Raw genomic sequence first — 24,632 nt, 5'->3', positions numbered from 1 at the left:
GCGCGTCCATTTGGGCGTGATCGCCGGGCCGGCGACGACTGCTCTGTGCCAGGCCGGAGCCGCGCCGGCCTGGCAGAGGCTCGGCATCGCTGAGCGGGACGCGGCTGTCGACCACGACGCATGAAGATTTGCATCTTCGGCGCCGGGGCGGTCGGCGGCTACCTGGCAGCCCGGTTGCTGAAGGCTGGACACCACACGGTGTCCTTGGTGGCCCGCGGGGAGCAGTTGGACGCGATCCGCACGTCAGGTCTGCGACTGCTCGCGGAGCAGGAAGACTTCACCGTCCGGCCAGCCGCCGTGACAGACCGCGCGGGCGACCTCCCGCCGCAGGACCTCGTCATCACGACCCTCAAGGCGCACTCGCAGCCGGCTGTTGCCCGTGACATCGGAGCCTTGCTGGGCGACACCGGCTGTGCCATGTTCGCCAACAACGGGATTCCCTGGTGGTGGGAGTTTCGGGGCGCCGGCTCGCCGGGAGCGCCTGTGCCACTGCTCGATCCGGACGGCCAGCTTTGGCGCGAAGTGGGTCCCCAGCGCGTGCTGGGCTGCGTGATCTATTCGGCCAACGAAGTTGTCGAACCCGGGGTCGTGCGGCATACGGCCAACAATCGCTGGGTTCTCGGCGAACCCGACGGCAGCCACTCGGGGCGCCTGGAAGCCGCATGTGACCTGCTGCGTGCAGCCGGCGTGAATGCGCAAGCATCGGACGACATCCGGCGCTGGATCTGGAGCAAGCTGCTGCGGAATGCTCCATTGAATTCCGTCTGCGCCTTGACTCGGCTCCCGATCAACGGTCTCGCAGGCGAGCCAGCCCTGATCGAGCTTTGCAGTGCGGTGGTTGACGAGGTCGCTGCCGTGGCGGCCTCGCATGGCGTCGATGTCTCCGATCAGGTCGGGGCTGCCAAGGCCGCACCGCGCCTGGGCGGCGCTGCCGATGGAGCGTCAGCTCTGGGCATTCGTCCATCGATGCTCCAGGATGTCGAGCAGGGAAGGCCCATGGAGATCGAAGCCATCGTCGGCCAGGTGCAAGCCCTTGGGCGTGCGACGGGTACCCCCACGCCCTCGCTGGATCTGCTCGTGCCGCTGCTGCGGGGGCTCGATCGGAGGCGCGCGCAGCGGTGATCAGGTCCGGGCCCGTCGACCGGGTGCCGGAGCGCGACGCTAGGTCGCAGGAGGCGGCGGTTCGCCCCGGGCGAATGTCGCCAGCGCGTCGCCGGCAAGGCGGTACCGCACCCATTCGTCCAGGGGCACCGCGCCGATCGATCGGTAGAACGCGATGGCCGGTTCGTTCCAGTCCAGGACGCTCCATTCGAAGCGGCCGCAGTTGTTCGCTTGGGCCACGCGCGCCAGGTATTGCAGCATGGCCTTGCCGGCACCCGCTTGCCGGTGGGCAGGCGAGACGTACAGGTCTTCGAGGTACAGCCCCTGCCGGCCTTGCCAGGTGGAGTAGTTGAAGAAGTAGACGGCAAAGCCGGCATCCTCACCCGCCACCCGGCAGATCAGGGCATGTGCCCGAGCCCCTTGGCCGAACAGGGAGGCGCGCAGGCCAGCCTCGGTCGCCACCACTTCATGCTCGGCCTTCTCGTACGCGGCAAGTTCCCGGATGAAACGAAGAATCAGCGCGATGTCGCCGACGGTGGCCGGGCGGATGTCGATCTGCGGTGAGCCGGGCATGCGCGGATGATGGTGGACGCAACCGCATGACGCGTCAAGGGCGTTCCGGGGAACGATGGGGACACATTTATGCAGCCGGTGCAATAAAAGCTCAGTAACTTGCAATATACAAGTTGAGCTCCACACCGGAAGATGCGGCGCAAAAGGAGACAACGGATGGACGTGAGCCGCCGCTCATTCGTCGCGGCCGGCACGGCGACGCTCGCCGGCTGTGCGACGCAAGGACCTTCGACCAGCGCCGCGCGCGCGCAGATCGCGCCTGCGGGCAGGCTGCGCGCCGCGATCAATTTCGGCAATCCGGTGCTCGCCTCGCGCGGTTCCGGTGGCGAGCCGCAGGGGGTCTCGGTCGACCTCGCGCGCGAAGCAGCCAGGCGGCTGGACCTGCCGATCGAGCTCGTCACCTTCACGTCGGCAGGCAACACCGTCGAAGCCGTGAAGGCCGGCAAGGTCGACCTGGCCTTCGTCGCAATCGACCCGGTGCGCGGCGCCGACATGGACTACACCGCGCCCTACGTCGTCATCGAAGGCGCCTACCTCGTCCGCAACGACTCGCCCATCCGGAGCAACGAGGAAGTGGACCGGCGGGGCACGCGGGTCGTCGTCGGCAAGGGGAGCGCCTACGACCTCTTCCTGACGCGGGAACTGAGGGCTGCGACGCTGGTGCACGCACCGACATCGCAAGCCGTCACCGACCTGTTCCTCGCCGACAGGTACGAGGTTGCCGCCAACGTGAAGCAGCAGTTCGAAGCCGACGCGAAGCGCGTGGGCGGTGTCCGCTTGCTGCCCGGCCGCTTCATGGTGATCGAGCAGGCCATGGGAGTGCCCAAGGGCCGAACGGCGGTGCAGCAGTGGCTGAGCAGCTACATCGAGGACATGAAGGCATCGGGCTTCGTTGCCGATGCGCTGAAGCGCCATCGCATCGAAGGTGCGTCCGTCGCACCTCCCTCGCGCCCCTGATCCCGCCAGAAGACCTTTCCACCAACCCCCAAAGAGGAGACAGATGAACCGACTGCACGCATTCATGCTCGCCGCGGCCGCCGCTGCGCTGGCCGGCTGCGCCGCCCCCCAGGCTTCCGCGCCCGCGCCCGCGAACAGCGGCGTGGTAAAGGTCACGTCCCTCGGTGGCTTCGACGGCGAGTTCTGCGCGCAGGATCGCGCGCTGGTCTTCGAGGACCCGAACGGCACCCGCGTGCTGTACGACCCGGGCCGCACCGTGATGGGCCCGAACGACCCGCGGCTGGGCAAGATCGACATCGTGCTCGTCACGCACACCCACGGCGACCACCTCGGCAATGCCTACACGAAGGCGATCGGCGCCGGCACGTGCGCTGCGCCCGATTTCTCGGTGTCCGCCATCCCCAACGGCAACGCGACGAACATCGCGCTCGCCAAGAAGGCCAAGGTCGTCACCGGCAGCGACATGCCCTCGTTCTTCGCAGCGAAGTTCCGCGCCAATGGCGGCAACCCGGCCGATTCGATCCTGGCGCGCTTCGGCGGCAGCGTGACGGTTGGCGGCGTGAAGATCGCCACCGTCACCGCGATGCACAGCAACGGCCTCGACCCGGACTACATCCCGGGTGAGCTCGGCAAGAACATGAAGGAGGCCGGCATCTGGGGTGACGTGGGCCTCGCCACCGGCTACGTCGTGGTGTTCAGCAACGGGCTGTCGGTCTACCTCTCGGGCGACACCGGCGTCACGGCCGACCAGCAGACGGTCGTGCGGGACCTGTACAAGGTGCAACTCGCCGTGATGAACATCGGCGACGGCTTCACCACCGGCCCGACCGAATCGGCCTACGTGATCAACGACCTGGTCAAGCCCAACACGGTCATCGCATCGCATGCGAATGAAGCCGGAACGCAGGGCGGCAAGGTCCGGGAGGGCTCCAAGACCGCGCGCTTCATCCAGCTGTCGAAGGTGCCGGTGGTCGTGCCGCTGTCGGGCCGCCTGATGCAGTTCGACGGCAACGGCCGGTGCACGGCGGGTTGCTGATTCGATGAAGCGCCGCACCCTTCTCCTCAGCCTGCCGTTCTGTGCGGCGCCGCTCGGCGCGCAGGAGACCTATCCCGCGCGCGCCGTGCGCATCATCGCGCCCCAGGCGCCGGGCGGCGGTGTCGACCTCATCGGCCGGATCGTCGCCGACCGGCTCAGCCGCGTCGTCGGCCAGCCCTTCGTCATCGACAACCAGGCCGGTGCCGGCGGCTCGATCGCCACGCAGATGGCGGCCCGCGCCGCGCCCGATGGCTACACGCTGATGCTCGGGTACGTGGCCACGCACGCGACCAACCCGGCGGTGCGCAAGGTGCCCTACGACGCGCAGCGCGACTTCACGCCCATCGCGATGATCGGCGGCACCCCCAACCTGCTGGTCTGCCGGCCTTCGCTGCCCGTCAGCAACCTGGCGGAGTTCGTGACCTATGCCAAGGCGCAACCGGACAAGGTCAACTACGGCACGTCCGGCAAGGGCACGCTGAACCACCTGGTGATGGAGCAGTTCAAGAACGCCGCCGGCTTCCAGAGCCTGTCGGTGCCGTACCGCAGCATCGGCCAGGCGTTCACCGATCTCATCGGCGGCCAGGTGCAGGCCATCTTCCCCGGCCTGGCCGCCGGCCTGCAGCACGTCCGTGCGGGCAACGTGCGGCCGCTCGCCGTCACCGGCACGCGGCGCCACCGCTTGTTGCCGGACGTGCCGACCCTGAAGGAGGCGGGCTACGAGCACTTCGAGGGCGTCACCTGGTACGGCATCGTCGGCCCGGCGCGCCTGCCGCCTGCCGTCGTCCGCCGGCTCAACGAGGAGGTCAACCGCCTGCTCGCGCAACCCGATTTCCGTGACCAGCTCTCCGGCGAGGCGCTGGATCCGATGCCGATGACGCCGCCCCAGTTCGGCGACTACATCGCCGCCGAGATCCGCCACTGGACGGAGGTCGCGCGGACCAACCACATCACCGGGGACTGATATGGGCCGTCCGCTACCTTCCGTCACCGCCACCGAGCAACTCGCCGCCGCGTTCGGCACCGATCCCGTCCTGCCTGACGGCGTTCGCACGATGGGCGACGCGCTGCTGATGGACCTGGCCGGCATCTGCGTGGCCGCGCGCAACAGCGACTACCTGCTGGCCACCGTCGCCGCCAGCGACGAGACCGGCCCTTGCACGATCATCGGCCGCGCCCAGGGCGCCAGCCCCGCGGCCGCCGCGCTGTGCAACGGCACCGCCGCACACGGCGAGGACTACGACGACACCTTCGAGGGCGGCCCCGTCCATGCCGGCGCGGTCATCGTGCCGGCCGTGCTCGCGACGGCGGAACGGCATGGCCTGTCCGGTGCGCAGGCGCTGGCCGGCATCGCCGTCGGCTGCGAGGTGATGTGCCGGCTCTGCCTGGTGGCGCCCAAGCGCGTGCACATGGCCGGCTTCCACCCGACGGCCGTGTTCGGCGCGCTCGGCGCCGCGGCCGCCGTGGCCACGGCGCTGCGCCTGCCCGCCGCCCAGTGGGTGAACGCACTGGGCATCGCCGGCAGCATGGCCAGCGGCATCATCGAATACCTGGCCGAAGGCGCGTGGACCAAGCGCATGCACCCCGGCTGGGCCGCGCAGGCGGGCTACCGCGCGGCGCGCATGGCGCAGGCCGGCTTCACCGGGCCGCGCACGCTGCTCGAGGGCGAGCACGGTTTCTTCCACGGATTCGCCAACACGCGAGAGGGCAACCTCGCGGCCATGCTCGATGGCGCCGGGCGGCAATGGCTGTGCGCCGACATCGCGTTCAAGCCCTACGCCTGCGGCACGATGGCCCACCCGTTCATCGACTGCGCGCGCCGCCTGGTGGCCCAGGGGCTGCGCCCCGACGACGTCGAGTCCATCGAGTGCGAAACCGCCGAGGGCATCGTGCACCGCCTGTGGGAACCGCTCGCGTCCAAGCACGCGCCGCCGAACGGCTACGCGGCCAAGTTCAGCATCCCCTACGCCATCGCCGTGGGCATGCTGCGCGGCGACGCCGGCCTGGCCGACTACGAGGAGGCCGTGGTGCACGACCCGGCCGTGCGCGCGCTGGCGTCCAGGGTGCGCTACGTGGTCGATCCGGCCAATCCCTACCCCGACCGCTTCACCGGCCACGTGAAGGCCACCCTGCGCGGCGGCGCCGTGGTGGAAGCGCGGCAGGACCATTTCCGCGGCGGCCGCGACGAACCGCTGTCCGCCGACGACCTGGCCGCCAAGTACCGTGCCAACTGCGCCTACGGTGGCTGGTCGGCGGCCCAGGCCGACACCGCGTTGCAGGTGCTGCGCGCGCTGCCGTCCGCGGCACGCGTCGACCTGTCGGCCTTGCGCGCCTGATGACTGCTCCCAGCCTGGCCGGACGCACGGCGCTCGTCACCGGCTCGGGCCGCAACATCGGCCGCGCCATCGCGCTGGCGCTGGCCGCCGAAGGTGCGCGCGTGGCGGTCAATGTCCGCGCCAGCGTCGCCGAGGGCCAGGCCGTGGTCGACGAGATCCAGGCTGCGGGCGGTCAAGGGCTGCTTGTGCGCGCGGACGTCACCCAGCGCGCCGAAGTCGATGCGATGCTGGCGGCGGTGCTGGCGCGGTTCGGCCGGCTCGACGTGCTCGTCAACAACGCGTCGGTGCGTGCAGAAGCTCCCTTCCACACGCTGCCGTACGCGCAGTGGCGCAGCGCCTTCGACCTCACGGTGGACGGCGCCTTCCACTGCACGCAGGCGGCCTTCGACGCGCTGTGTCGCAGCCCGGCGGGGACGATCGTGAACATCAGCGGCATGACGGCCAGCACGGGAGCACCCGGTCGGGCGCACGTGGTGGCCGCGAAGGCGGCACTGGAAGGCCTGACCCGCGCACTGGCCCATGAGTTCGCGCCGCACGGCGTCACGGTCAATTGCGTGTCGCCGGGGCTGGTGGACACGGTGCGCAGCGGCGCCGCGCCCCGGCACCACGCGGCGAGCGCCACGCTGCTGGGCCGCCGGGGCCAACCGGGCGAGATCGCCGCCGCCGTCACGTGGCTGGCAGGCGACGGTGGCCGGTTCGTCACCGGCCAGGTCCTGCACGTGAACGGCGGCGCGTTCCTGGGCGGCTAGGGCTGAGGGGCGAGGGGGGCTGCGCGGCCGCCCCTCACACGGTCAGGCGGCCAGCGCGTGCTGCACGAATCCGCGTTGTCCCGCCTTGCGGTTCGGCGTGAATCCGTTGCGCGCCAGGGTCTCCTCCGCGCTGGCGTAGAACTCGCCGATGCGGTAGATGCGGCGGGCCTCCTGGCCGTTCGCGACCTCGCGGCCGAACTCGCGCGAGATGCGCGTGAGCTGCTCGATCTGCCGCACGGTGGACATCTTGGAGCTGCGGTCCTGCGCCCAGATGTTGTCCTCGATGCCGCAGCGCACGTGCAGGCCCATGGTGATGGCCTGCATGTTCAGGGGCAGCACGTTGAGCATGGAGCTTTCCAGCGTGAGGACCGCGCCGTCCGGCACCGCACGCACGAAGTTCGCGAGGTTGTAGATGTTGGGCTGGTCGAAGCCGCCGCCGATCGCGACCCAGGTGAGCACCAGCGGCACGTTGCACACGCCGCGGCGCATCATGCGCTCCACCGTCTCCAGCTGCGTGATGTTCGCCAGCTGGAAATGCGTCTGGATGCGTTTCCTGCTCAGCCGGCGGATGTGCTCCTCCACCCACTCGGGACCGGCGGGAATGGTCATCTCGCGGTACGCGTGCATGCCCTCGGGCGTGGCCAGGGAGGTGCCCTGCACGTCCTGCGGCAGCATCTGTTCCACCACGTTCATCTGGTTGGTGTTGATCGCGATGGTGACCTGGTCGGGCACGGGCAGCAGTTCGGCGAGCATGTGGCGCGTGTCGTCGGACAGCCACCTGGCCGTGTCTCCCTCCTTTTCGGGCGCGAAGCTGATCGAGCCGCCCACCTGCAGGATCATGTCCGGCACGCGGGCGCGGATGCCCGCCAGCAGCTCGTTGAACTTGGATAGGCGCTTGGAGCCCTTGCCGTCGTCCTCGCGCACGTGCACGTGCAGCACGGTGGCGCCGGCGTTGTAGCAGTCGACCGCCTTCTGGACCTGGTCCTTCATGCTGACTGCGATGTCCTGCGGGAAATCCGCCGGCATCCACTCGGGACCGTAGGGCGCGGCAGTGATGACCAGCTTCTCCTGGTTCTCGGGATAGTAGGAGCCGTCCTGGAAATTCATGGTGTGTGTCCTGGTGCGAAGTGGAGGGTCTCAGAAGGGCTTGTCGCCGATGATCCCGGCGCGTTCCATCTTGCGATGGCAAGGGGGGTAGTCCATCACGGCGTAGTGCTGGGTCGAGCGGTTGTCCCACATCGCCATGCTGTTCGGGCGCCAGCGGAAGCGCACCTGGTATTCCGGTACCTGGGCCTGGCTCACCAGGTACTGCAGCAGCTGCGCGGCGCCGGGCGCGTAGTCCTGGCCGTAGCGCACGTTCTGCTCGTTGTGGAAATTGGTGAAGTGGGTGGTGAACGGGTTCACGAAGAGCACCTTCTCGCCCGTCTCCGGGTGCGTGCGCACGACGGGATGCTCGGGATCGGGAAACTGCGCCTTCAATGCGAGGCGCTTTTCGATCGGCATGGCAGCGCCGAAGGTCGCCTCGATGCTGTGCCGGGCGCGCAGGGGGTCGATCTGCGTCCTGATCGCCGCCGGCAGCTTCTCGTAGGCCAGCACCATGTTCGCCCACATGGTGTCGCCGCCCACCGCCGGGCCTTCCACGCAGCGCAGGACGCAGCCCATCGGCGGCTTCTCCCGCCAGGTGGCGTCGGCGTGCCACGCGTTTTCGTAGCGGTCGTTGGGGACGTCGGGGGACTTGTAGATGCGCACCAGCCCGGGGGTCTCCGGGTCGCTGCCGGCAACGGGGTGGTCCTCCAGCGCGCCGAAATGCCGCGCGAATGCCACGTGCTCGGCGCGCGTGATGTCCTGGTCGCGGAAGAACAGCACCTTGTGCTGGAGCAGCAGCTGGTGCAACTGCGTGACGAGGTCCTTGTCGCGTGATGCGACGCCGAGGTTCACGTTGCCGATCTCGGCACCGATGGCGCAGGTGAGCTGCTCCACCCGGACCGATTGCAGTCGCGATGTCGAACTGATGATGGCCGGGCCCTGCGGGGCAGCGGCGGCCTGGTTGAATGCCATGTTGACCTCCTGTTGGGAAGCCAAAGCGTAGAAATGCAGTCAAGACGGTTCCCCCCACCCCGCGGGGGGTGGCGAGGCGCCTTTGACCTGGATCAGTAACGCAGCGCGTTCCGGGTCAGTGCCGATGGACAAGCGTCACGGGCCCGAGCAAGCACCTGTCCCGGTCGCTCCGTCGCCCGGCATGCCAGCAGGGTCGCGTGTGGTCAGCCCCGGGTCCGGCACGCTTGTGCACCCCGGAACCGCTGGCTAGCATCCGCGCCACAACAGGAGACACCGTGCCCAGATGCATCCCCCGTGCGGCGATCGTCGCGCTTGCCCTCGCGGCGCCGCTGGCCCAGGCCCGCGTCACGCGCATCGTCATCGACGAGACCCGGCCGCTGCCGGCCGCGGCTTCGGGCGGCATCGCCACCGAGCAGATCGCCGGGCGTGCGTTCGGCGAGCTCGATCCCGGCTCGCCGGCCAACAGCCTCATCAACGACGTGCTGCTGGCCCGCGACCCGGACGGCAAGGTGCGCTACGTCGCCACCTTCGTCCTCACCAAGCCGGTCGACCTGGCCCGGGCCAGCGGGATGCTCTGGCACGAGGTCCCCAACCGCGGCCTGCGCCGGCCCAACGTGCCGGCCGAACGCGGCAACGGGGACATCGACCTCACCAGCGCCTGGCAGGGTGACAACGCGGGCGCGACGGCGGTGCGGGCGACGGCGGCGGTCGAGCAGCCGCACTGGCTGCAACTGCCGATTGCACGCCAGGCCGATGGCTCGCCGGTCACCGGCGAGGTGTTCGGGCGCATCGTCAACCGCGCCGGCCCCGGCTCGCAGCCGCTGATCGTGCAGACCAACCCGGTACCCTACAAGCCGAGCAGCCTGGACACGCGGCGCTCGCGCCTGGTCTCGCGCGTGGCGGAGTCGACGCGCGGCGAGGTGATCGGCGAGACCGTGATTCCCCCTACCGACTGGGCCTGGGCGCGCTGCGACGCGTCCCAGCCGTTCCCCGGCACGCCCGACCCGACCCAGATCTGCCTGAAGAACGGCTTCGACGCGAGCCGGCTCTACCAGGTGGTGTTCCCCTCCGCCGACGCCTACGCGCTGGGCGTGGGCTTCGCGGCCTGGCGCGATGTCGGCATGTTCTTCAAGACGGCACGCGCGGACGACACCGGCACGCCCAACCCGGTGGCCGGCGCCGTCACGCACAGCATCGGCCGCGGTGTCTCGCAGTCGGGCAATTTCCTGCGCGGCTGGCTGCACCTCGGGTTCAACCGCGACGAGGCCGGCCGGCAGGTGCATGACGGCCTGTGGCCCATCATCGCCGGCCGCCGCATCGCGCTGAACTTCCGCTGGGCCCAGCCCGACGGCGTGCTGGAGCTGTACCAGGCCGGCAGCGAGGGTCCGCAGTGGTGGCTGCCGCACCCCGATCCGGTGCGCGGCGGGGCGGCCGCCGGCCTGCTCGACCGCTGCACCGCCACGCGCACCTGCCCCAAGGTGATCGAGCATTTCGGCGCCGCCGAGGTGTGGGCGCTCAAGCTCACGCCCGAGTGGGTGGGCACCGAGGGCCGCACCGACCTGCCGTTGCCGCCCAACGTGCGGCGCTACTACATCGCGGCCAGCAACCATGGCGGCGGGGCGGGCGGCTTCGACACCAGCGTGCCGGGCGCGGCGCTGCCGACGACCGGGCCTGTCTGCCCGGGCAACAACTACGGCACCGGCGTGCTGCCGGCCAACCCGGTGCCGCACACCGAGACCGTGAATGCGCTGCGGGTGCATTTCCGCAACTGGGTGATGAAGGGCGTGGAGCCGCCGCCCAGCCAGTGGCCCCGCCTCGCCAACGGGACGCTGGTGCCGGCGCACAAGACGGCGCTGGGGTTTCCCACCCTGCCGCAGCTGCGTCCCACCATCCCCGAACCCGACTTCATCATGCCGGTGCTCGACTACGACTGGGGGCCGCAGTTCAACGCCGCCGACGGCTCCGGCGTGGCCGGGCACGCGCCGCCGCCGATCCGCCAGGTGCTGCCGATGTACGCCCCCAAGGTCGATGCCGACGGCAACGAGCTCGGCGGCGTGCCGGTGGTGCTGCTGGACGCGCCCCTGGGCACCTACCTGGGCTGGAACATCACCGCCGGCGGCGCGCGGCCGTTCCACCAGGGCCAGATCTGCAACTACGTGGGCGGCATGGTGCCGTTCGCGAAGACGCGGGCCGAACGGCAGGGCAGCGGCGATCCGCGCCTGTCGCTGGAGGAGCGCTATCGCTCGCACGAAGGCTACGTCGCCGCCGTTCGCAAGGCGACCGAGCGGGCCCTGAACGCCGGCTTCCTGCTGCCCGAGGACGCCGAGCGGCTGGTGCGCGAGGCGGATGCGAGCCGGGTGCTGCGCTGACCCTGCCGTCCTGCCGGGCCTGACCCGGCATCCAGCCCCGGTCGCTTCCGGAGTCGCCCCTCAGGAGGCTGCCAGCGTCACCACGCCGATCGTCAGCAGCACGCAGCCGGCCAGGCGTGCCACGCCTACCGGCTCGCGCAACAGCAGGACGCCCAGCACCGCCGCCACCATCATCGACAGCTCGCGCGCCGGCGCCACCAGCGACAGCGGCGCCCCCGAGCGCAGCGCGGTGAGCACCAGGATGTAGCCCAGCGGAGCCAGCGCCCCGATGGCGACCGCCAGGCCCCAGTGGCCGCGCATCGCCTCGCGCCAGCGCCGGTCGCGCACCACCCAGGGGGCGATCATGGCCACCCGCACCGCGTTGGCGAACCAGTCCAGCAGCACCGGCGCGATCAGCAGCACCTTCACGCCCCAGGCGTCGACGACGGTGTAGGCGGCGATCAGCGCGCCGGTGGCCAGTCCCCAGCGGATGCCGGCGCCGACGTCGGCGTGCCCGCCCGCCGCCGGTGCGCGGCGCGGTGCGCCGGCCGCGATCAGGCCGATGCCGCCCACCACCAGCAGCAGCCCGCCGACGCCCCGCAGCCCCGGCCGCTCGGCCAGCAGCAGCACCGCGCCCAGGGTCGACAGCGCCGGCCCCGAGCCGCGCGCCACCGGGTACACCACCGACAGGTCGGCGACGCGGTAGCCGCGCTGCAGGCACAGGCTGTAGACCAGGTGCAGGGCGCCGCTGGCGAGCAGGCAGGCCACGATGGGCCCGCTCCAGGCCATGCCCTCGTGCCACAGAACCCAGGCCACCCAGGGCAGGTACAGCACGCCGCTGGCCAGCGTATAGGCGAAGACGAAGGCGGGGCCGACGTGCGAACCGCGCTTGGCCAGCAGGTTCCAGGCGGCGTGGATGACCGCGGCGAGGACGACGAGGAGCAGGGCGGTCAGCGGCACCGCGGCAGCGTAGCAGCTCGGCCGCGGGCTGCCCGGCGGGCCCGGGCGCGCGGGGCGCCGCTCAGGCCTCCTGGAAGGCGTCCTCGCGCGTCTTGCGGATCGCCGGCAGGGCGACGATGGCGACCATGGCCAGGGTGGCGACCAGCAGCCCGGCCGACAGCGGCCGGGTCACCAGCGTGGAGAAATCGCCGCGCGACAGCAGCAGGGCGCGGCGCAGGTTCTCCTCCATCATCGGCCCGAGCACGAAGCCCAGCAGCAGGGGAGCGGGCTCCATGCCGCAGCGCGCGAACAGGTAGCCGGCGACGCCGAACAGCACCGTCATGAAGACGTCGAAGGCGTTGTTGTTGATCGAGTAGACGCCGATGCAGCAGAACACCAGGATGGCCGGGTACAGGTAGCGGTACGGCACCTTGAGCAGCTTGACCCACAGGCCGATCAGCGGCAGGTTCAGGATGATCAGCATGGCGTTGCCGATCCACATGCTGGCGATCAGGCCCCAGAACAGCTCGGGGTTGCTGGTCATCACCTGCGGCCCCGGCTGGATGTTGTGGATGGTCATGGCGCCGACCATCAGCGCCATCACCACGTTGGACGGGATGCCCAGCGTCAGCAGCGGCACGAACGAGGTCTGCGCGCCGGCGTTGTTGGCGGCCTCGGGGCCAGCCACGCCCTCGATGGCGCCGCGGCCGAACTGCTGCGGCCGCTTGGATAGCTTCTTCTCCAGCGTGTAGGAAGCGAACGACGACAGCGTGGCGCCGCCGCCCGGCAGCATGCCCAGCACGGTGCCCAGGGCGGTGCCGCGGATGGCCGCCGGCAGCATGCGGCGGAAGTCGTCCATGGTGGGGAACAGGTTGGTCACCTCGTTGGTGAAGGTCTCGCGGTGCTCGCGCTGCTCCACGTTGGCGATGATCTCGGCGAAGCCGAACAGGCCCATGGCCACCGCCACGAAGTTGATGCCGTCGGTCAGCTCGGGGATGTCGAACGAGTAGCGGGCGACGCCGGAGTTCACGTCGGTGCCCACCAGGCCCAGCACCAGCCCCAGCAGGATCATGCCGATGGCCTTGACCAGCGAGCCCGACGCCAGCACCACCGCGCCGACCAGGCCCAGCACCATGAGCGAGAAGTATTCGGCCGGCCCGAACTTGAACGCCAGCTCCGACATCGGCACGGCGAAGGCGGCCAGTACCAGGGTGGCGACGCAGCCGGCCAGGAAGGAACTGATGCCCGCGGTCGCCAGCGCGGCGCCGGCGCGGCCCTGGCGGGCCATCTGGTAGCCGTCGATCGCCGTGACCACCGAGGACGACTCGCCCGGCAGGTTGACCAGGATGGCCGTGGTGGAGCCGCCGTACTGGGCGCCGTAGTAGATGCCGGCCAGCATGATCAGCGCGGCCACCGGCGGCAGCGTGTAGGTGACCGGCAGCAACATCGCGATGGTGGTCGCCGGCCCCAGGCCGGGCAGCACGCCGATCAGGGTGCCCAGCAGGCAGCCGAGGAAGGCGTAGGCGAGGTTCTGCAGGCTCAGGGCCGTCTCGAAGCCCAGGGCGAGGTGGGAGATGAGGTCCATGGCGGGCGTTCGGTGGTTCAGTTCATCAGGAAGGAGGGCCACAGCGGAATCTGCAGGCTGATGCCCCAGATGAAGGCGCCGATGCTGAAGACGACCAGCACCACGGTGTTCAAGAGGGCGCCCCTCCAGGCGAACTCGTGGCTGCCGCGGCTGGACACCAGCACCAGCGCCACCAGCGCCAGCACCAGGCCGAGCGGCTGCAGCAGCAGGCCGAACAGCACCACGGCGCCCAGGATCCAGGCCATCGCGCCCAGTTTCGGGCGCTGCAACTGCTCGGACGCGGCGCCGGCCCGCACCGATGCGCCGGCGACGAGCAGCCCCACGGCGGCGAGCAGGATGCCGATCCAGAACGGGAACCAGCCGGGCCCCATGCGGGCGGCGTCGCCGATGTGGTAGTTGAGCGCGCCGATGCTGAACCCGGCGCCCGCCAGCAGGTAGATGAGGCCGGCGGCGAAGTCTTTCTGGTTGCGGATGGTCACTTTCATGCGGATGTTCCTGACTGGAGCCTGATCCGCTTTTATATCATGACGTGACATAAATAGATCATGCCGTGATGTAAATGCGCCGGGAGTGTGCGGTGTACAGTGGCCCGCGCGCCGGCAGCGGCCGGCAACGGATGGGGACGATGGAATCGACGAAATTGGCGCCGCTCGACAAGGCGGAGCTGGAGCGGCAGTCGCTGTTCCGCTACGAACTGCGGCGCTTCCTGCGCTTCGGCGAGGAGGCCTCGCGCGCCGCCGGCGTCACGGCGGTGCAGTACCACCTGATGCTGCACACCCAGGGCTTCCCGGGGCGCGAGTGGGCCAGCATCGGCGAGCTGGCCGAACGCCTGCAGACCCAGCCCCACGGGGTGGTGGCGCTGGTCTCCCGCTGCGAGGAGGCCGGGCTGGTGCGCCGCAAGGACAACCCGCTGGACGGCCGGCTGGTCGAGGTCCACCTCACGGCCAAGGGACGGCGCTGCGTCGACAAGGTGGCGGCGCAGCACCGGGCGCAGATGGGCGCGCTGGCGGCGGTGATCGAGGCGGCGAGCGCCTCGAGCGGCTGACGCCCCGGCCGGTCCGGCCGGCGGCCGCTCACTCGTCTTCCAGCTGCTGCAGCTCGTACAGGCGGCGGTAGATGCCGCCCGTGATCGCCATCAGGTCCTCGTGCCGCCCCAGCTCCGCGATGCGGCCATGGTTGAGCACCAGGATGCGGTCGGCATCGCGCACCGTCGACAACCGGTGGGCGATGGCGACCACGGTCACCCGGCCGCGCAGCGCCGCCAGGGCTTGCTGGACGACCTGCTCGGTGTCCGAGTCGATGTGCGAGGTGGCCTCGTCCAGGAACAGGATGCGCGGCCGGCCGGCCAGCGCCCGCGCGATCGCCAGCAGCTGCTTCTGGCCCACCGACAGGCGGGCCCCGCCTTCGCCCAGCTGGGTGTCGTAGCCCTGTTCCAGCGCGCTGATGAACCCGTGCGCATGGGCTGCGCGCGCCGCCGCCACGACCTGGGCGTCGTCCAGCGGCCGGCCCATGGCGATGTTCTCGCGCGCCGTCGCCGCCAGCAGGAAGGGCTCCTGCGGCACCAGCCCCACGCGGTCGCGGAAGTGGTCCTCGCCGATCGCCTCCAGCGGCGTGCCGTCGATGCGGATGCGCCCGGGCGGTGCCGGGTAGAAGCGCAGCAGCAGTGACAGCAGGGTGGTCTTGCCGCTGCCGGTGTGGCCGACGATGCCGTGGAAGCTGCCCGGCGCCAGCTCGATGTCGATGCCCTGCAGCACCGGATGCCCGGGCTGGTAGGCGAAGTCCAGGTGGTCGATGCGGATGCCGCCGGCGTGCACCTCGCCGGCGGCGGCGTGGGGCGGGGTCTCGGCTTCGCGCAACAGGGTCTGCACCCGCGCGGCGCCCACCAGGGCCTGCTGCAGCTGCGAGAACTGCATCGTGATCTGGGTCAGCGGCTCGGTCACCCGGGCGATGTAGCCCATGAAGGCGTACAGCACGCCGATCTCCACCGCGCCCAGCGGCGCACCGGCGCTGCGCAGGTCGAACACGAAGATCACCAGCGCCAGCAGCAGCGTGTTGAGGAAGTCCAGCATGGGCCGCAGCAGCCAGGCGTTGGCGCGCAGCTCCTGCTGGCGGGCCGCGTAGTGGGCCTCGTTCAGCTGGGCGAAGCGGGCCTCGAAGCGCTCGCCGGCATTGCTGGCCTGCAGCACCGGCATGCCGGCGATCGATTCGGCCACCTGCGCATTGAGCTCGCTGCGCAGCTGGCGCGAGCGGGCCACGGCCGGCCCCGACAGCCGCTGGTACAGGGTGACGATGAGCGCCATCGCGGGCGCCAGCATCGCCACCACCAGCATCAGCCGCCAGTCCAGCCAGAGCATCGCGAGGCCGGCGCCGGCCAGCACGATCAGGCTGTCCAGCATCACGAACAGCACCTGCACGTACAGCGTCTTGACCGCCTCGGTGTCGTTGGTGACGCGGCTGACCAGCTGGCCGGTGATGGCGCGGTCGAAGAACGCCATCGGCAGCTGCAGCACGTGGCCGTAGACCTCCTCGCGCACCCGCTGCACCGAGCGCATCGCCAGCCCGGCCAGGCGGATCAGCTGGGCGTAGCGCAGCCAGCTGGCCAGCATGCCGGCCACCAGCGCGCCGGCCAGCAGGCCCCCGATCTCGGCCAGCCGCGCCTGCCGGGGCACCAGGTAGTGGTCGATGAGGAACTTGCCCACCAGCGGGCCCAGCGCTTCCAGTCCCGCCGCCAGCATCAGCCAGGCGATGGCGATGCCCAGGTGCCGGCGCTCGGGCGTGGCGGCGCGCACCAGCAGCCTTGCGGCGTCGCCCAGCAACGCGCGGCGGTCGTGCACGGCCTCGGGTTCAGTCTGCATCCAGGCTCGCCTGTAGTTGCTGGTAGCGCCACTGCCGGGCGTACCACCCACCGGCCGCGACCAGCTCGGCGTGCGTGCCCTGTTCGACGACATGGCCCTCGCGCAGCACCACCGTGAGGTCGGCGTCGGCGACGGCGCTCAGGCGGTGGCTGGCGATGACGACGGTGCGGCCGACGCGGGCCTGCCGCAGGTGGGACAGGATGCGCGCCTCGGTCTCGGTGTCGACGGCCGACAGCGCGTCGTCCAGCAGCAGCAGCGGCGCGCCGGTGAGCAGGGCGCGGGCGATGGCGATGCGCTGGCGCTGGCCGCCCGACAGCGTGACGCCGCGCTCGCCCACCGGCGTGTCGTAGCCGCGCGGCAGCCGCAGGATGTCGTCGTGCACGGCGGCCAGCCGCGCCACCGCCTCCACCTCCGCGCGGCTGGCCGAGGGCCGGGCGAGGGCGATGTTGTCGGCCACCGAGGCCGAGAACAGGAAGGCCTCCTGCGGAACCCAGGCGATCGCCTCGCGCAGTGCGCCCAGCGTGTAGTCCTGCAGGTCGGTGCCGCCCCAGCGCAGCGTGCCGGCGGCCGGGTCGTGGTGGCGCAGCAGCATGCGCAGCAGCGTCGACTTGCCGGCGCCGGTGGGCCCCACCAGCCCCAGCGTGCGGCCGGCCGCCAGCTGCAGCGAGATGCCGTCCAGCGCCGGCCGGGCCTGGCCGGGATGGGCGAAGCGCAGCGCCGTAGCCTCGATCGGTCCCGGCGCCACCCGCTCGATGCGCCCGTGGTCGTGGATGGCCAGCGGCGCCTCCAGCACCGGCCGCAGCCGGTCCCAGGCCGCCTGCCCGCGCTGCAGCAGCGCCAGCACCCAGCCGGCCGCGAACATGGGCCAGATCAGCTGGCCGAGGTACATGGTGAAGCTGGTGAGCTGGCCGATGGTGAGCTGCTCGCGCCAGACCAGCCAGCCGCCCACGCCCAGCGTCAGCACCGTGGCCGCGCTGAGGGTGAAGCCGACCGCCGGCTCGTAGGCCGCCTCCCAGCTCTGCGCCGCCAGGCTGCTATCGGCGGCGCGCGCCGCCAGCTGGCGGAACTGCGCCCGGCTGCGCGCCTGCAGGCCCAGGGCGCGCACCGTGCGCACGCCCGCCAGCGTCTCCTGCGCATGGTCGTTGAGGTCGCCGAAGCGCTCCAGCGACGCCCGCGAGGCCGCGTGCACGTGCTGCGAGATCCAGCCGAAGGACAGCGCCATCAGCGGGAAGGGCAGCAGCGCGCAGGCCGCCAGCCGGCCGTCGACGCCGACCGCCATCACGGCCACCACCAGCAGCAGGGTGAGGGTGCCGTCGAAGCCGGCCAGCATGCCTTCGCCGGCCGCCATCTCGACCGCGTCGATGTCGTTGGTGGCCAGCGCCATCAGGTTGCCGGTGCGGTGCTGCTGGAAGAACGCCGGGCCCTGCGCCGCCAGGCGCGCATACAGGCGCTGGCGCAACTCGACGCCCAGGCGGTAGGCGGCCGCATAGAGCGTGATGCGCCAGCCCACCCGCAGGCCGTAGACCGCGGCGCCGGCGGCGGCCAGCCAGCCGAGTTCGCGCAGCAGCGCCGTGCCGCCGAGCCGGTCGGTGACCAGCCCGTCGACCATGTGGCCAACCTGGCGCGGAATCCAGACGATCAGCAGTGCGATGCCCACCAGCATCACCGCCGAGACCGCGTAGGCGGCCCAGTGGCGGCGGAGGAAGGAGCCGATCAGGCGGTAGAGGGACATCGGGCGGCAGCGCCGAACCCGGCGTGAGCGGCGCATTCTAGGAGCGGAGGCGGTGCCTCGTCCGGACTGTCGTCATGCCGGACTTGATCCGGCATCCATCTCCGAAGTCCTGCCGCACCCGAACCGCGTTCCGGAGATGGATTGCGGGGCAAGCCCGCAATGACGGGGTTCGGGAAGAGCTTGTCAGGCCGGGATGACGAGACGAGGGCAGGGCCGTCGTGCGACACCTCGTGAATCGCGCAGAGCGCCTCCACGCGGCAGGTGGTGCCTGGCAGGGCACGATTTGTGGGACGGCCGCGTCAGGCGGGCCGGGGCGGAGCGCGCGTCAAGCGCGCATCGTGAACTGGCTCCGGCTCACTGTTTGAACGGAGAGTGCGTAGCACTCGCAGTGAGTTTGAGCCGGCAAGCCCCGGCCTGCGCTCGACGCGGCGCAGTCGCCGCGCGCGCAGCGAAGCGGAGACCGGCACACCATGAGGCCCTGACAGGCGCCGCCTGCCGCGCAGCCCCAACCACGACCACAACCACGACCACGACCACGACCACGACAGCCGCGCCCGACAAGCTGCGCTCCCCGCCTACGCGCCGAGCCATCCGGGCGGCGGCACACTCGCGCAGCCGGCGGCCGGCCGGCGTTTCCCGGAGTTCCGCCCATGTCCGCTTCCGCCCGCGCCGCCCACGCCCATCCGTCCGTGTCACCCCGCGTGCGCGACCTGGTGCGTCGCAACATCAGCCGCATGCGGCAGATGGAGGAGTGGTCCAAGCGCGACCGCAGCTTCGCCGACCGCGCCGCCGACGCGGTGGCGCGCTTCTGTGGCCAGATGGGCTTCGTGTGGATCCACGCCGTGCTGTTCGCCGCCTGGCTGGGCTGGAACACGCTGCCGCACCTGCCGCACTTCGATCCCTACCCGTTCACCTTCCTCACGCTGTGCGTCTCGCTGGAGGCGATCTTCCTGTCGGCCTTCATCCTGATCTCGCAGAACTACGAGATGCGGCTGACCGAGCGGCGCACGCAGTTGGACCTGCAGATCAACCTGCTGGCCGAGCAGGAGAACACCAAGATGCTGGCGCTGCTGCAGCAGATCGCCCGCAAGATGGGCGTGCTGGACGAGGACGACCCGGAGGTGGCCGCGCTGTCCGAGGCGGTGCGGCCCGAGATGATCGGGCGCCTGATCGAGGAGGCCTACGCCGAGGACCCGGCGCACGCCCACCCGCACCCGGGCACGCAGCCGCCTAGCGTGCAGCCGCCATCCGGCCGCGCTGGGTGAACAGGGGCGAGGTGCTGCTGGCCAGCGCCAGTTCAGCGGCCGCGGCCACCAGCGGCGCGCCCAGCGCCTGCATGCGCGCCGGCGTCAGCCGCTGCAGCGGACCGGCTACCGTGATCACGCCCACCGTCTCGCCGCCGCGCCGCGCCACCGGCGCCGCGATGGCCGACATGCCGGGCGCGTACATCTCGGCCATGAGGCTGAACCCGCGCTGCCGGTCCTCCTCCAGGATCTTCATCAGCGCCTTGAAGGTGGTGGGGGCGCGCGGGCCGAACTCCTTCGGGCTGCCGAACCCCTGCCGGGCCACCAGGGCCGTCGCGCGCTCCTCCGACAGCGTCATCAGCCAGGCGTGGCCGCCCGCGCTGCACGACAGGCGCACGTCGATGCCCATGTCGGGGTCGTAGCGCAGGCCCGAGCGGGCGCCCTGCGCCTTGGCCACGAAGGTCAGCCGGTCGCCGTCCACCAGCGCCAGCCGCACCAGCTCGCCCGACACCTCGGCCAGCCGGTCGATCACGGGCTGCGCCATGTCCACGATGCCGGCATTGCCCAGGAAGCTCAGGCCGAGCGCCGGCAGCTTGGTGGTGAGCGCGTAGTCGCCCTGGGTGCGCAGCTGGCGCACGTAGCCGTGGCGGGCCAGGTCGGCCAGCAGCCGGTGGCAGGCGCTGCGCGGCATGCCGATGTCGTCGGCGATGGCGGCCAGCGGCATGCCCTCGGGCTCGTTGGCCAGCGTTTCCAGCAGCCGCAGCACGCGGTGGACCGTGCCGGTGGCGGGTTCCTGATCTTGCATGGCGAAATGAGATTCCGGTCTGGAATGGTGTTCTGGGGGCGTTCCTATCATGCCGCACCCGCCGCCCGGAGCGCGGCCGGACCCACGCAAGGAGACAGACCCGTGAAACCGTTTTTCCGCCTCGCCGCGGCCACCATCGCGCTGGCGTTCGCCGCCGGCACCCAGGCCCAGGACGTGCAGGAACGCACCATCAAGTTCGGCCACCTGAACAACACCGACCACCCGGTCAGCCTGGGCGTCAAGCGCTTTGCCGAGCTGCTCGCGGCCAAGAGCGGCGGCAAGCTGAAGGTGCAGGAGTTCCCCTCCAACCAGCTGGGCAACGAGATGCAGCAGCAGTCGGCCCTGCAGGGCGGCGTGCAGGAGATGTCGGCGCCGGCCACCACCTCGCTGGCCGGCATCGTCAAGGAGTTCGGCCTGGTCGACTTCCCGTTCTCGGTGGCCACCTACCAGCAGGCCGACGCGCTGCTGGACGGCCCGCTGGGCCAGGCGCTGATCGCGCGCCTGCCGGAGAAGGGCCTGGTGGCACTGGGCTACTGGGACCTGGGCTTCCGCAACGTCACCAACAGCCGCCGCGCCATCTCCAAGGTGGAGGACTTCGACGGCCTGAAGCTGCGCGTGATCCCGAACCCGGTGTTCCTCGACACCTTCAAGGCGTTCAAGGCCAACCCGGTGCCCATGCCCTTCGCCGAGCTGTACGGCGCGCTCGAGTCCAAGGCCGTCGACGGCCAGGAGAACCCGTTCGCCGTCATCCTGTCGAACAAGTTCTTCGAGGTGAACAAGTTCGTCAGCGCCACCAACCACGTGTACGCCGCCAACATCGTGCTGGTGAGCAAGCGCTTCTGGGACCGCCTGTCGCCCACCGAGCAGCGCCTGATGCACGAGGCCGCCAACGAGGCCCGCACCTACCAGCGCCAGACCAGCCGCGCCGCTGCCGCCAAGGCCGTGGAGGAACTCAAAGCCAAGGGCATGCAGTACAACGAGGTGCCGGCGGCCGAGCAGGCCCGCATGGCGCAGATCGCCAAGCCGGTGACCGACAAGTTCGCCGCCAGCTACGACCCGGCGATCGTCAAGCTGTACAACGACGAGCTGGCACGCCTGCGCAAATGAAGATCCTCGTCCTACACGGCCCGAACCTGAACCTGTTCGGGCGCCGCGAGCCGCACATCTACGGCACCACCACGCTGGCGCAGATCGACGCCATGCTGGCCGCCCTGGCCCAGGAGCTGGGCGTCGAGCTGGCGACGATCCAGTCCAACCACGAGGGCGCGCTGGTCGACTTCCTGCACCAGCACATCGACTCCGCGCAGGGCGGGCTGGTCAACCCGGCCGGCCTCACCCAGCACGGCGTGCCGCTGCACGATGCGATCAAGGCGATGCCGTTCCCGATGCTCGAAGTCCACATGTCGAACATCGCGGCACGCGAGCCCTGGCGCAGCCACTCCATCATCTCGCCGGCAGTCAAGGGCACGATCCAGGGCCTGGGCCCGCAGTCCTACCTGCTCGGCCTGCGCGGCGTCGTCGACCTCGCGCGCCAGGCCGGCCGCGGCTAGGCACGGCACCCACGCCGCATTGCGCCCGCCGGGAAGCGCGACCTATACTCGATGAATGAACGAACCAGTTCGTGTCGAGCGTGCGAGGACCGCCCCGGCGGCGCGCCAGGCCGCGCGCCCGGAACCCGGCCGCACCAACGACCCGGAGCGCACCAAGGCCGACATCCTGCGGGTGGCGGAGGCCGAGTTCGGCGAGAAGGGGCTGGCCGGCGCGCGCATCGACGAGATCGCGGAGCTCACCCGCACCAGCAAGCGGATGATCTACTACTACTTCGGCAGCAAGGAGGGCCTGTACCTCGCCGTGCTGGAGGAGTCGTACCGCCGGGTGCGCGACATCGAGTCGGAACTGCACCTGCAGGACCTGGAGCCCGAGGACGCGCTGCGCCGGCTGGTGGCTTTCACCTTCGACCACCACCTGGACCACGAGAACTACATCCGGCTGGTGATGTCCGAGAACATCCACCGCGGCGAGTACCTGGCGCAGAGCCGGCGCATCCAGGACCTGAACGTGCCGGCCATCGCGGCCATCCGCAACCTGCTCGACCGGGGCGTGCAGTCCGGCCTGTTCCGCAAGGGCCTGGACCCGGTGGACATCCACGCCTCCATCTCGGCGCTGTCGTTCTTCAACGTGTCCAACCGGCACACGTTCAGCCTCATCTTCAAGCTCGACATGCAGTCCAAGGCCTACATCGCGCAGCGGCGCGAGAACGTGGTCGAGATGGTGGTGCGCTTCGTGCGCAAGCTCTGAGCGTCCGACCGTTCGTCGGAGCGCCGCAAGGCACGGCGCGATCCGAGGGTTAACCCCCGGATTCAAACTAACCAGTCCGTACAAAATCGGGTTCAAACCCGCAGGAGACATCCCGTGCTCGATCGACTCATCGACCAGCTCTGCCGCGTCTTTGCCTTCCTCATGGTCGTCGCCCTCGCGCTGATGGTCGTGATGGTGTTCGGCAACGTCGTGCTGCGCTACGGCTTCAATTCCGGAATCACCGTGTCGGAGGAGCTGTCCCGCTGGCTCTTCGTCTGGATGACCTTCCTGGGCTCGGTGGTCGCGCTGCGCCACCACGGCCACCTGGGCACCGACACGCTGGTGTCGCGCCTGCCGGTGCTGGGCAAGAAGATCTGCCTGGGCGCCACCCACCTGCTGATGCTGTACCTGTGCTGGCTCATGGGGCAGGGCGGCTGGCAGCAGACCATGATCAACCGCACCACCACCAGCGCCGTGATGGAGGCCTCGATGGCTTGGTTCTATGCCAGCGGCGTGGTGTTCGCGGTGCTCGCCGGGATCATCATCGCCAGCGAGTTCTGGAAGCTGGTCACCGGCCAGCTCGCCGACGACCAGCTGATCGGGATCGTCGAATCCGAGGAAGAAGTGGCGGACGACGCCCGTGCCAGCACCGAAGCGAGGCCCGCATGACCATCACCATCTTCCTGGGCTCCCTGCTCGGCGCCATGGCGCTGGGCGTGCCCATCGCCTTCTCGCTGCTCGCCTGCGGCGCCGCGCTCATGTGGCACATGGGCATGTTCGATCCGCAGATCCTGGCGCAGAACACGCTCGAGGGCGCCAACAGCTTCCCGCTGCTGGCCGTTCCCTTCTTCATGCTGGCCGGCGAGATCATGAACACCGGCGGCCTGTCGCGGCGCATCGTCCACCTGGCCATGACGCTGGTGGGCCACGTGCGCGGCGGCCTGGGCTACGTGGCCATCCTGGCCGCGGCCCTGATGTCGGCGCTGTCCGGATCGGCGGTGGCCGACGCGGCCGCGCTGGCAGCGCTGCTGCTGCCGATGATGACCCGCGCCGGCTACGACAAGGCGCGCTCGGCCGGCCTGCTGGCCTCGGCGGCGGTCATGGGCCCCATCATCCCGCCCAGCATCGGCTTCGTCGTGTTCGGCGTCGCCGCCAACGTGTCGATCTCCAAGCTGTTCATCGCCGGCATCGTCCCCGGCATCCTGCTGGGCGGCGCCCTGTGGGTCACCTGGTGGTGGATGGTGCGCCGGCAGAAGATCGATCCGCCGCCGCGCGCCAGCCGCCAGGAGGTGCTGGTGGCCCTGAAGGACGCCACCTTCGCGCTCGGCCTGCCGCTCATCGTGCTGGTGGGCCTGAAGTTCGGCGTCTTCACGCCGACCGAGGCCGCCGTCGTGGCCGCCGTCTACGCCTTGTTCGTCTCGATGGTGATCTACCGCGAGCTGAAGCCGTCGCAGCTGTACCCGCTGTTCCTGGCCGCCGCGCAGACCACCGCGGTGGTGATGTTCCTGGTGGCTGCCGCCATGGTGTCGGCCTGGATGATCACGGTGGCCAACCTGCCGGCCGAACTGGTGAGCCTGCTGCAGCCGCTGCTGGACCGCCCGACGCTGCTGATGCTGGCCATCATGGTGGTCACCATGGTGGTGGGCACGGCGATGGACATGACGCCCACCATCCTGATCCTGACGCCGGTGTTCATGCCGCTGGTCAAGGCCGCCGGCATCGACCCGGTCTATTTCGGCGTGCTGTTCATGATCAACAACTCCATCGGCCTGATCACGCCGCCGGTGGGCACCATCCTCAGCACCGTGGCCGGGGTGGGCAAGATCAGCATGGACGAGGTGACCCGGGGCGTCTGGCCCTTCATGCTGGCCCAGTTCGCCGTCATGTTCCTGATGGTGTTCTTCCCGCAGCTGGTGCTGGCGCCGTTGCGCTGGCTGTACTGATCCCGCGCTGCGCCGGCGTGGGGTACGCCGCCGCCGCAGCCCCCGACCTTCCCGCGTCCCGCCAAGCACACAG

23 protein-coding genes are annotated in these 24,632 nt (G+C 70.5%); 14 read left to right on the top strand and 9 right to left on the bottom strand.

Features of this window, described 5'->3' with window-relative positions:
• The first annotated feature begins 120 nt into the window (after positions 1-120).
• Positions 121-1,122 (top strand): ketopantoate reductase family protein, encoded by a 1,002-nt coding sequence (locus tag GON04_RS07565; RefSeq protein WP_157397309.1) that lies wholly within the window; start codon positions 121-123, stop codon positions 1,120-1,122.
• A gap of 39 nt (positions 1,123-1,161) precedes the next feature.
• On the opposite strand, the gene GON04_RS07560 is transcribed toward GON04_RS07565, so the two are convergent.
• On the bottom strand, positions 1,162-1,674 hold the full coding sequence (locus GON04_RS07560; protein WP_157397308.1) for a GNAT family N-acetyltransferase: 513 nt from the start codon (positions 1,672-1,674) through the stop codon (positions 1,162-1,164).
• Between the two features lie 156 nt (positions 1,675-1,830).
• Between GON04_RS07560 and GON04_RS07555 the strand changes: the two genes are divergently transcribed.
• The 5 genes from GON04_RS07555 to GON04_RS07535 are packed head-to-tail and all read left to right on the top strand — an operon-like array spanning position 1,831 to position 6,752.
• Positions 1,831-2,631: an ABC transporter substrate-binding protein gene (locus GON04_RS07555; RefSeq protein ID WP_157397307.1), complete on the top strand. Its 801-nt coding sequence runs from the start codon at positions 1,831-1,833 to the stop codon at positions 2,629-2,631.
• Between the two features lie 43 nt (positions 2,632-2,674).
• A complete protein-coding gene (locus GON04_RS07550; RefSeq protein ID WP_232532952.1) occupies positions 2,675-3,667 on the top strand; it encodes an MBL fold metallo-hydrolase in 993 nt (330 codons plus the stop codon).
• A gap of 4 nt (positions 3,668-3,671) precedes the next feature.
• Entirely contained in the window at positions 3,672-4,631 is a 960-nt protein-coding gene (locus GON04_RS07545) for a Bug family tripartite tricarboxylate transporter substrate binding protein (protein ID WP_157397306.1), read from the top strand.
• A 1-nt stretch (position 4,632) separates the two neighbouring features.
• A complete protein-coding gene (locus GON04_RS07540; protein WP_157397305.1) occupies positions 4,633-6,003 on the top strand; it encodes an MmgE/PrpD family protein in 1,371 nt (456 codons plus the stop codon).
• Entirely contained in the window at positions 6,003-6,752 is a 750-nt protein-coding gene (locus GON04_RS07535) for an SDR family NAD(P)-dependent oxidoreductase (protein ID WP_157397304.1), read from the top strand. Before GON04_RS07540 ends, GON04_RS07535 begins: the two co-directional genes overlap by 1 nt.
• 42 nt (positions 6,753-6,794) lie before the next feature.
• On the opposite strand, the gene GON04_RS07530 is transcribed toward GON04_RS07535, so the two are convergent.
• Together GON04_RS07530 and GON04_RS07525 are read right to left on the bottom strand one after the other, a co-directional pair.
• Positions 6,795-7,859 (bottom strand): beta-keto acid cleavage family enzyme, encoded by a 1,065-nt coding sequence (locus tag GON04_RS07530; RefSeq protein ID WP_157397303.1) that lies wholly within the window; start codon positions 7,857-7,859, stop codon positions 6,795-6,797.
• Positions 7,860-7,889: 30 nt separating this feature from the next.
• On the bottom strand, positions 7,890-8,810 hold the full coding sequence (locus tag GON04_RS07525; RefSeq protein WP_157397302.1) for a TauD/TfdA dioxygenase family protein: 921 nt from the start codon (positions 8,808-8,810) through the stop codon (positions 7,890-7,892).
• A 275-nt stretch (positions 8,811-9,085) separates the two neighbouring features.
• Here GON04_RS07525 and GON04_RS07520 point away from each other — a divergent pair, with 275 nt between their 5' ends.
• On the top strand, positions 9,086-11,179 hold the full coding sequence (locus tag GON04_RS07520; protein ID WP_338050917.1) for an alpha/beta hydrolase domain-containing protein: 2,094 nt from the start codon (positions 9,086-9,088) through the stop codon (positions 11,177-11,179).
• Positions 11,180-11,239: 60 nt separating this feature from the next.
• On the opposite strand, the gene GON04_RS07515 is transcribed toward GON04_RS07520, so the two are convergent.
• From GON04_RS07515 to GON04_RS07505, 3 genes are all read right to left on the bottom strand, one after another.
• Entirely contained in the window at positions 11,240-12,118 is an 879-nt protein-coding gene (locus tag GON04_RS07515; RefSeq protein ID WP_181653935.1) for an EamA family transporter, read from the bottom strand.
• 61 nt (positions 12,119-12,179) lie between these two features.
• Complete coding sequence (locus tag GON04_RS07510; RefSeq protein ID WP_157397301.1) at positions 12,180-13,682, bottom strand: tripartite tricarboxylate transporter permease; 1,503 nt, start codon at positions 13,680-13,682, stop codon at positions 12,180-12,182.
• A gap of 17 nt (positions 13,683-13,699) precedes the next feature.
• Positions 13,700-14,161, bottom strand: a complete 462-nt coding sequence (locus GON04_RS07505) for a tripartite tricarboxylate transporter TctB family protein (RefSeq protein ID WP_181654038.1) — start codon at positions 14,159-14,161, stop codon at positions 13,700-13,702.
• Positions 14,162-14,307: 146 nt separating this feature from the next.
• Between GON04_RS07505 and GON04_RS07500 the strand changes: the two genes are divergently transcribed.
• Positions 14,308-14,727, top strand: a complete 420-nt coding sequence (locus GON04_RS07500; RefSeq protein WP_370530041.1) for a MarR family winged helix-turn-helix transcriptional regulator — start codon at positions 14,308-14,310, stop codon at positions 14,725-14,727.
• Positions 14,728-14,755: 28 nt separating this feature from the next.
• On the opposite strand, the gene GON04_RS07495 is transcribed toward GON04_RS07500, so the two are convergent.
• Positions 14,756-16,537: an ABC transporter ATP-binding protein gene (locus GON04_RS07495; RefSeq protein WP_157397299.1), complete on the bottom strand. Its 1,782-nt coding sequence runs from the start codon at positions 16,535-16,537 to the stop codon at positions 14,756-14,758.
• Positions 16,527-18,269, bottom strand: coding sequence for an ABC transporter ATP-binding protein (locus GON04_RS07490; RefSeq protein ID WP_157397298.1), 1,743 nt, complete (start codon positions 18,267-18,269; stop codon positions 16,527-16,529). Before GON04_RS07490 ends, GON04_RS07495 begins: the two co-directional genes overlap by 11 nt.
• Positions 18,270-18,919: 650 nt before the next feature.
• Between GON04_RS07490 and GON04_RS07485 the strand changes: the two genes are divergently transcribed.
• The gene (locus GON04_RS07485; protein ID WP_157397297.1) at positions 18,920-19,534 is read left to right on the top strand and encodes a DUF1003 domain-containing protein; all 615 of its coding nucleotides are present in this window, start codon (positions 18,920-18,922) and stop codon (positions 19,532-19,534) included.
• Here GON04_RS07485 and GON04_RS07480 read toward each other — a convergent pair.
• Entirely contained in the window at positions 19,500-20,318 is an 819-nt protein-coding gene (locus tag GON04_RS07480) for an IclR family transcriptional regulator (RefSeq protein WP_157397296.1), read from the bottom strand. The genes GON04_RS07485 and GON04_RS07480 overlap by 35 nt on opposite strands.
• 102 nt (positions 20,319-20,420) lie before the next feature.
• Between GON04_RS07480 and GON04_RS07475 the strand changes: the two genes are divergently transcribed.
• From GON04_RS07475 to GON04_RS07455, 5 genes are all read left to right on the top strand, one after another.
• Positions 20,421-21,425 carry a TRAP transporter substrate-binding protein gene (locus GON04_RS07475; protein WP_338050916.1) on the top strand — a complete coding sequence of 335 codons (1,005 nt, stop codon included), beginning with the start codon at positions 20,421-20,423 and terminating at the stop codon, positions 21,423-21,425.
• Positions 21,422-21,868, top strand: coding sequence for a type II 3-dehydroquinate dehydratase (locus tag GON04_RS07470; RefSeq protein WP_157397295.1), 447 nt, complete (start codon positions 21,422-21,424; stop codon positions 21,866-21,868). Before GON04_RS07475 ends, GON04_RS07470 begins: the two co-directional genes overlap by 4 nt.
• A 55-nt stretch (positions 21,869-21,923) precedes the next feature.
• Entirely contained in the window at positions 21,924-22,616 is a 693-nt protein-coding gene (locus tag GON04_RS07465; protein ID WP_157397294.1) for a TetR/AcrR family transcriptional regulator, read from the top strand.
• A 114-nt stretch (positions 22,617-22,730) separates the two neighbouring features.
• Positions 22,731-23,285 (top strand): TRAP transporter small permease subunit, encoded by a 555-nt coding sequence (locus GON04_RS07460; RefSeq protein WP_181653934.1) that lies wholly within the window; start codon positions 22,731-22,733, stop codon positions 23,283-23,285.
• Positions 23,282-24,559: a TRAP transporter large permease gene (locus GON04_RS07455; RefSeq protein WP_157397293.1), complete on the top strand. Its 1,278-nt coding sequence runs from the start codon at positions 23,282-23,284 to the stop codon at positions 24,557-24,559. Before GON04_RS07460 ends, GON04_RS07455 begins: the two co-directional genes overlap by 4 nt.
• Positions 24,560-24,632 lie beyond the last annotated feature (73 nt).

It is taken from the genome of Ramlibacter pinisoli (assembly GCF_009758015.1).
GTDB classification, from domain to species: domain Bacteria; phylum Pseudomonadota; class Gammaproteobacteria; order Burkholderiales; family Burkholderiaceae_C; genus Ramlibacter; species Ramlibacter pinisoli.
Note: the sequence above shows the minus strand (reverse complement) of the source record. Positions and strands in the feature narration are given on the sequence as shown.

What these genes read in the sequence shown, in the direction of transcription:
- GON04_RS07465 (WP_157397294.1), top strand. Translation starts at nt 21,924, where the DNA reads ATGAACGAACCAGTTCGTGTCGAGCGTGCGAGGACCGCCCCGGCGGCG.
- GON04_RS07485 (WP_157397297.1), top strand. Translation starts at nt 18,920, where the DNA reads ATGTCCGCTTCCGCCCGCGCCGCCCACGCCCATCCGTCCGTGTCACCC.
- GON04_RS07500 (WP_370530041.1), top strand. Translation starts at nt 14,308, where the DNA reads ATGGAATCGACGAAATTGGCGCCGCTCGACAAGGCGGAGCTGGAGCGG.
- GON04_RS07525 (WP_157397302.1), bottom strand. Translation starts at nt 8,810, where the DNA reads ATGGCATTCAACCAGGCCGCCGCTGCCCCGCAGGGCCCGGCCATCATC.
- GON04_RS07555 (WP_157397307.1), top strand. Translation starts at nt 1,831, where the DNA reads ATGGACGTGAGCCGCCGCTCATTCGTCGCGGCCGGCACGGCGACGCTC.
- GON04_RS07535 (WP_157397304.1), top strand. Translation starts at nt 6,003, where the DNA reads ATGACTGCTCCCAGCCTGGCCGGACGCACGGCGCTCGTCACCGGCTCG.
- GON04_RS07530 (WP_157397303.1), bottom strand. Translation starts at nt 7,859, where the DNA reads ATGAATTTCCAGGACGGCTCCTACTATCCCGAGAACCAGGAGAAGCTG.
- GON04_RS07540 (WP_157397305.1), top strand. Translation starts at nt 4,633, where the DNA reads ATGGGCCGTCCGCTACCTTCCGTCACCGCCACCGAGCAACTCGCCGCC.
- GON04_RS07470 (WP_157397295.1), top strand. Translation starts at nt 21,422, where the DNA reads ATGAAGATCCTCGTCCTACACGGCCCGAACCTGAACCTGTTCGGGCGC.
- GON04_RS07565 (WP_157397309.1), top strand. Translation starts at nt 121, where the DNA reads ATGAAGATTTGCATCTTCGGCGCCGGGGCGGTCGGCGGCTACCTGGCA.
- GON04_RS07550 (WP_232532952.1), top strand. Translation starts at nt 2,675, where the DNA reads ATGAACCGACTGCACGCATTCATGCTCGCCGCGGCCGCCGCTGCGCTG.
- GON04_RS07510 (WP_157397301.1), bottom strand. Translation starts at nt 13,682, where the DNA reads ATGGACCTCATCTCCCACCTCGCCCTGGGCTTCGAGACGGCCCTGAGC.
- GON04_RS07455 (WP_157397293.1), top strand. Translation starts at nt 23,282, where the DNA reads ATGACCATCACCATCTTCCTGGGCTCCCTGCTCGGCGCCATGGCGCTG.
- GON04_RS07480 (WP_157397296.1), bottom strand. Translation starts at nt 20,318, where the DNA reads ATGCAAGATCAGGAACCCGCCACCGGCACGGTCCACCGCGTGCTGCGG.
- GON04_RS07545 (WP_157397306.1), top strand. Translation starts at nt 3,672, where the DNA reads ATGAAGCGCCGCACCCTTCTCCTCAGCCTGCCGTTCTGTGCGGCGCCG.
- GON04_RS07560 (WP_157397308.1), bottom strand. Translation starts at nt 1,674, where the DNA reads ATGCCCGGCTCACCGCAGATCGACATCCGCCCGGCCACCGTCGGCGAC.
- GON04_RS07490 (WP_157397298.1), bottom strand. Translation starts at nt 18,269, where the DNA reads ATGTCCCTCTACCGCCTGATCGGCTCCTTCCTCCGCCGCCACTGGGCC.
- GON04_RS07495 (WP_157397299.1), bottom strand. Translation starts at nt 16,537, where the DNA reads ATGCAGACTGAACCCGAGGCCGTGCACGACCGCCGCGCGTTGCTGGGC.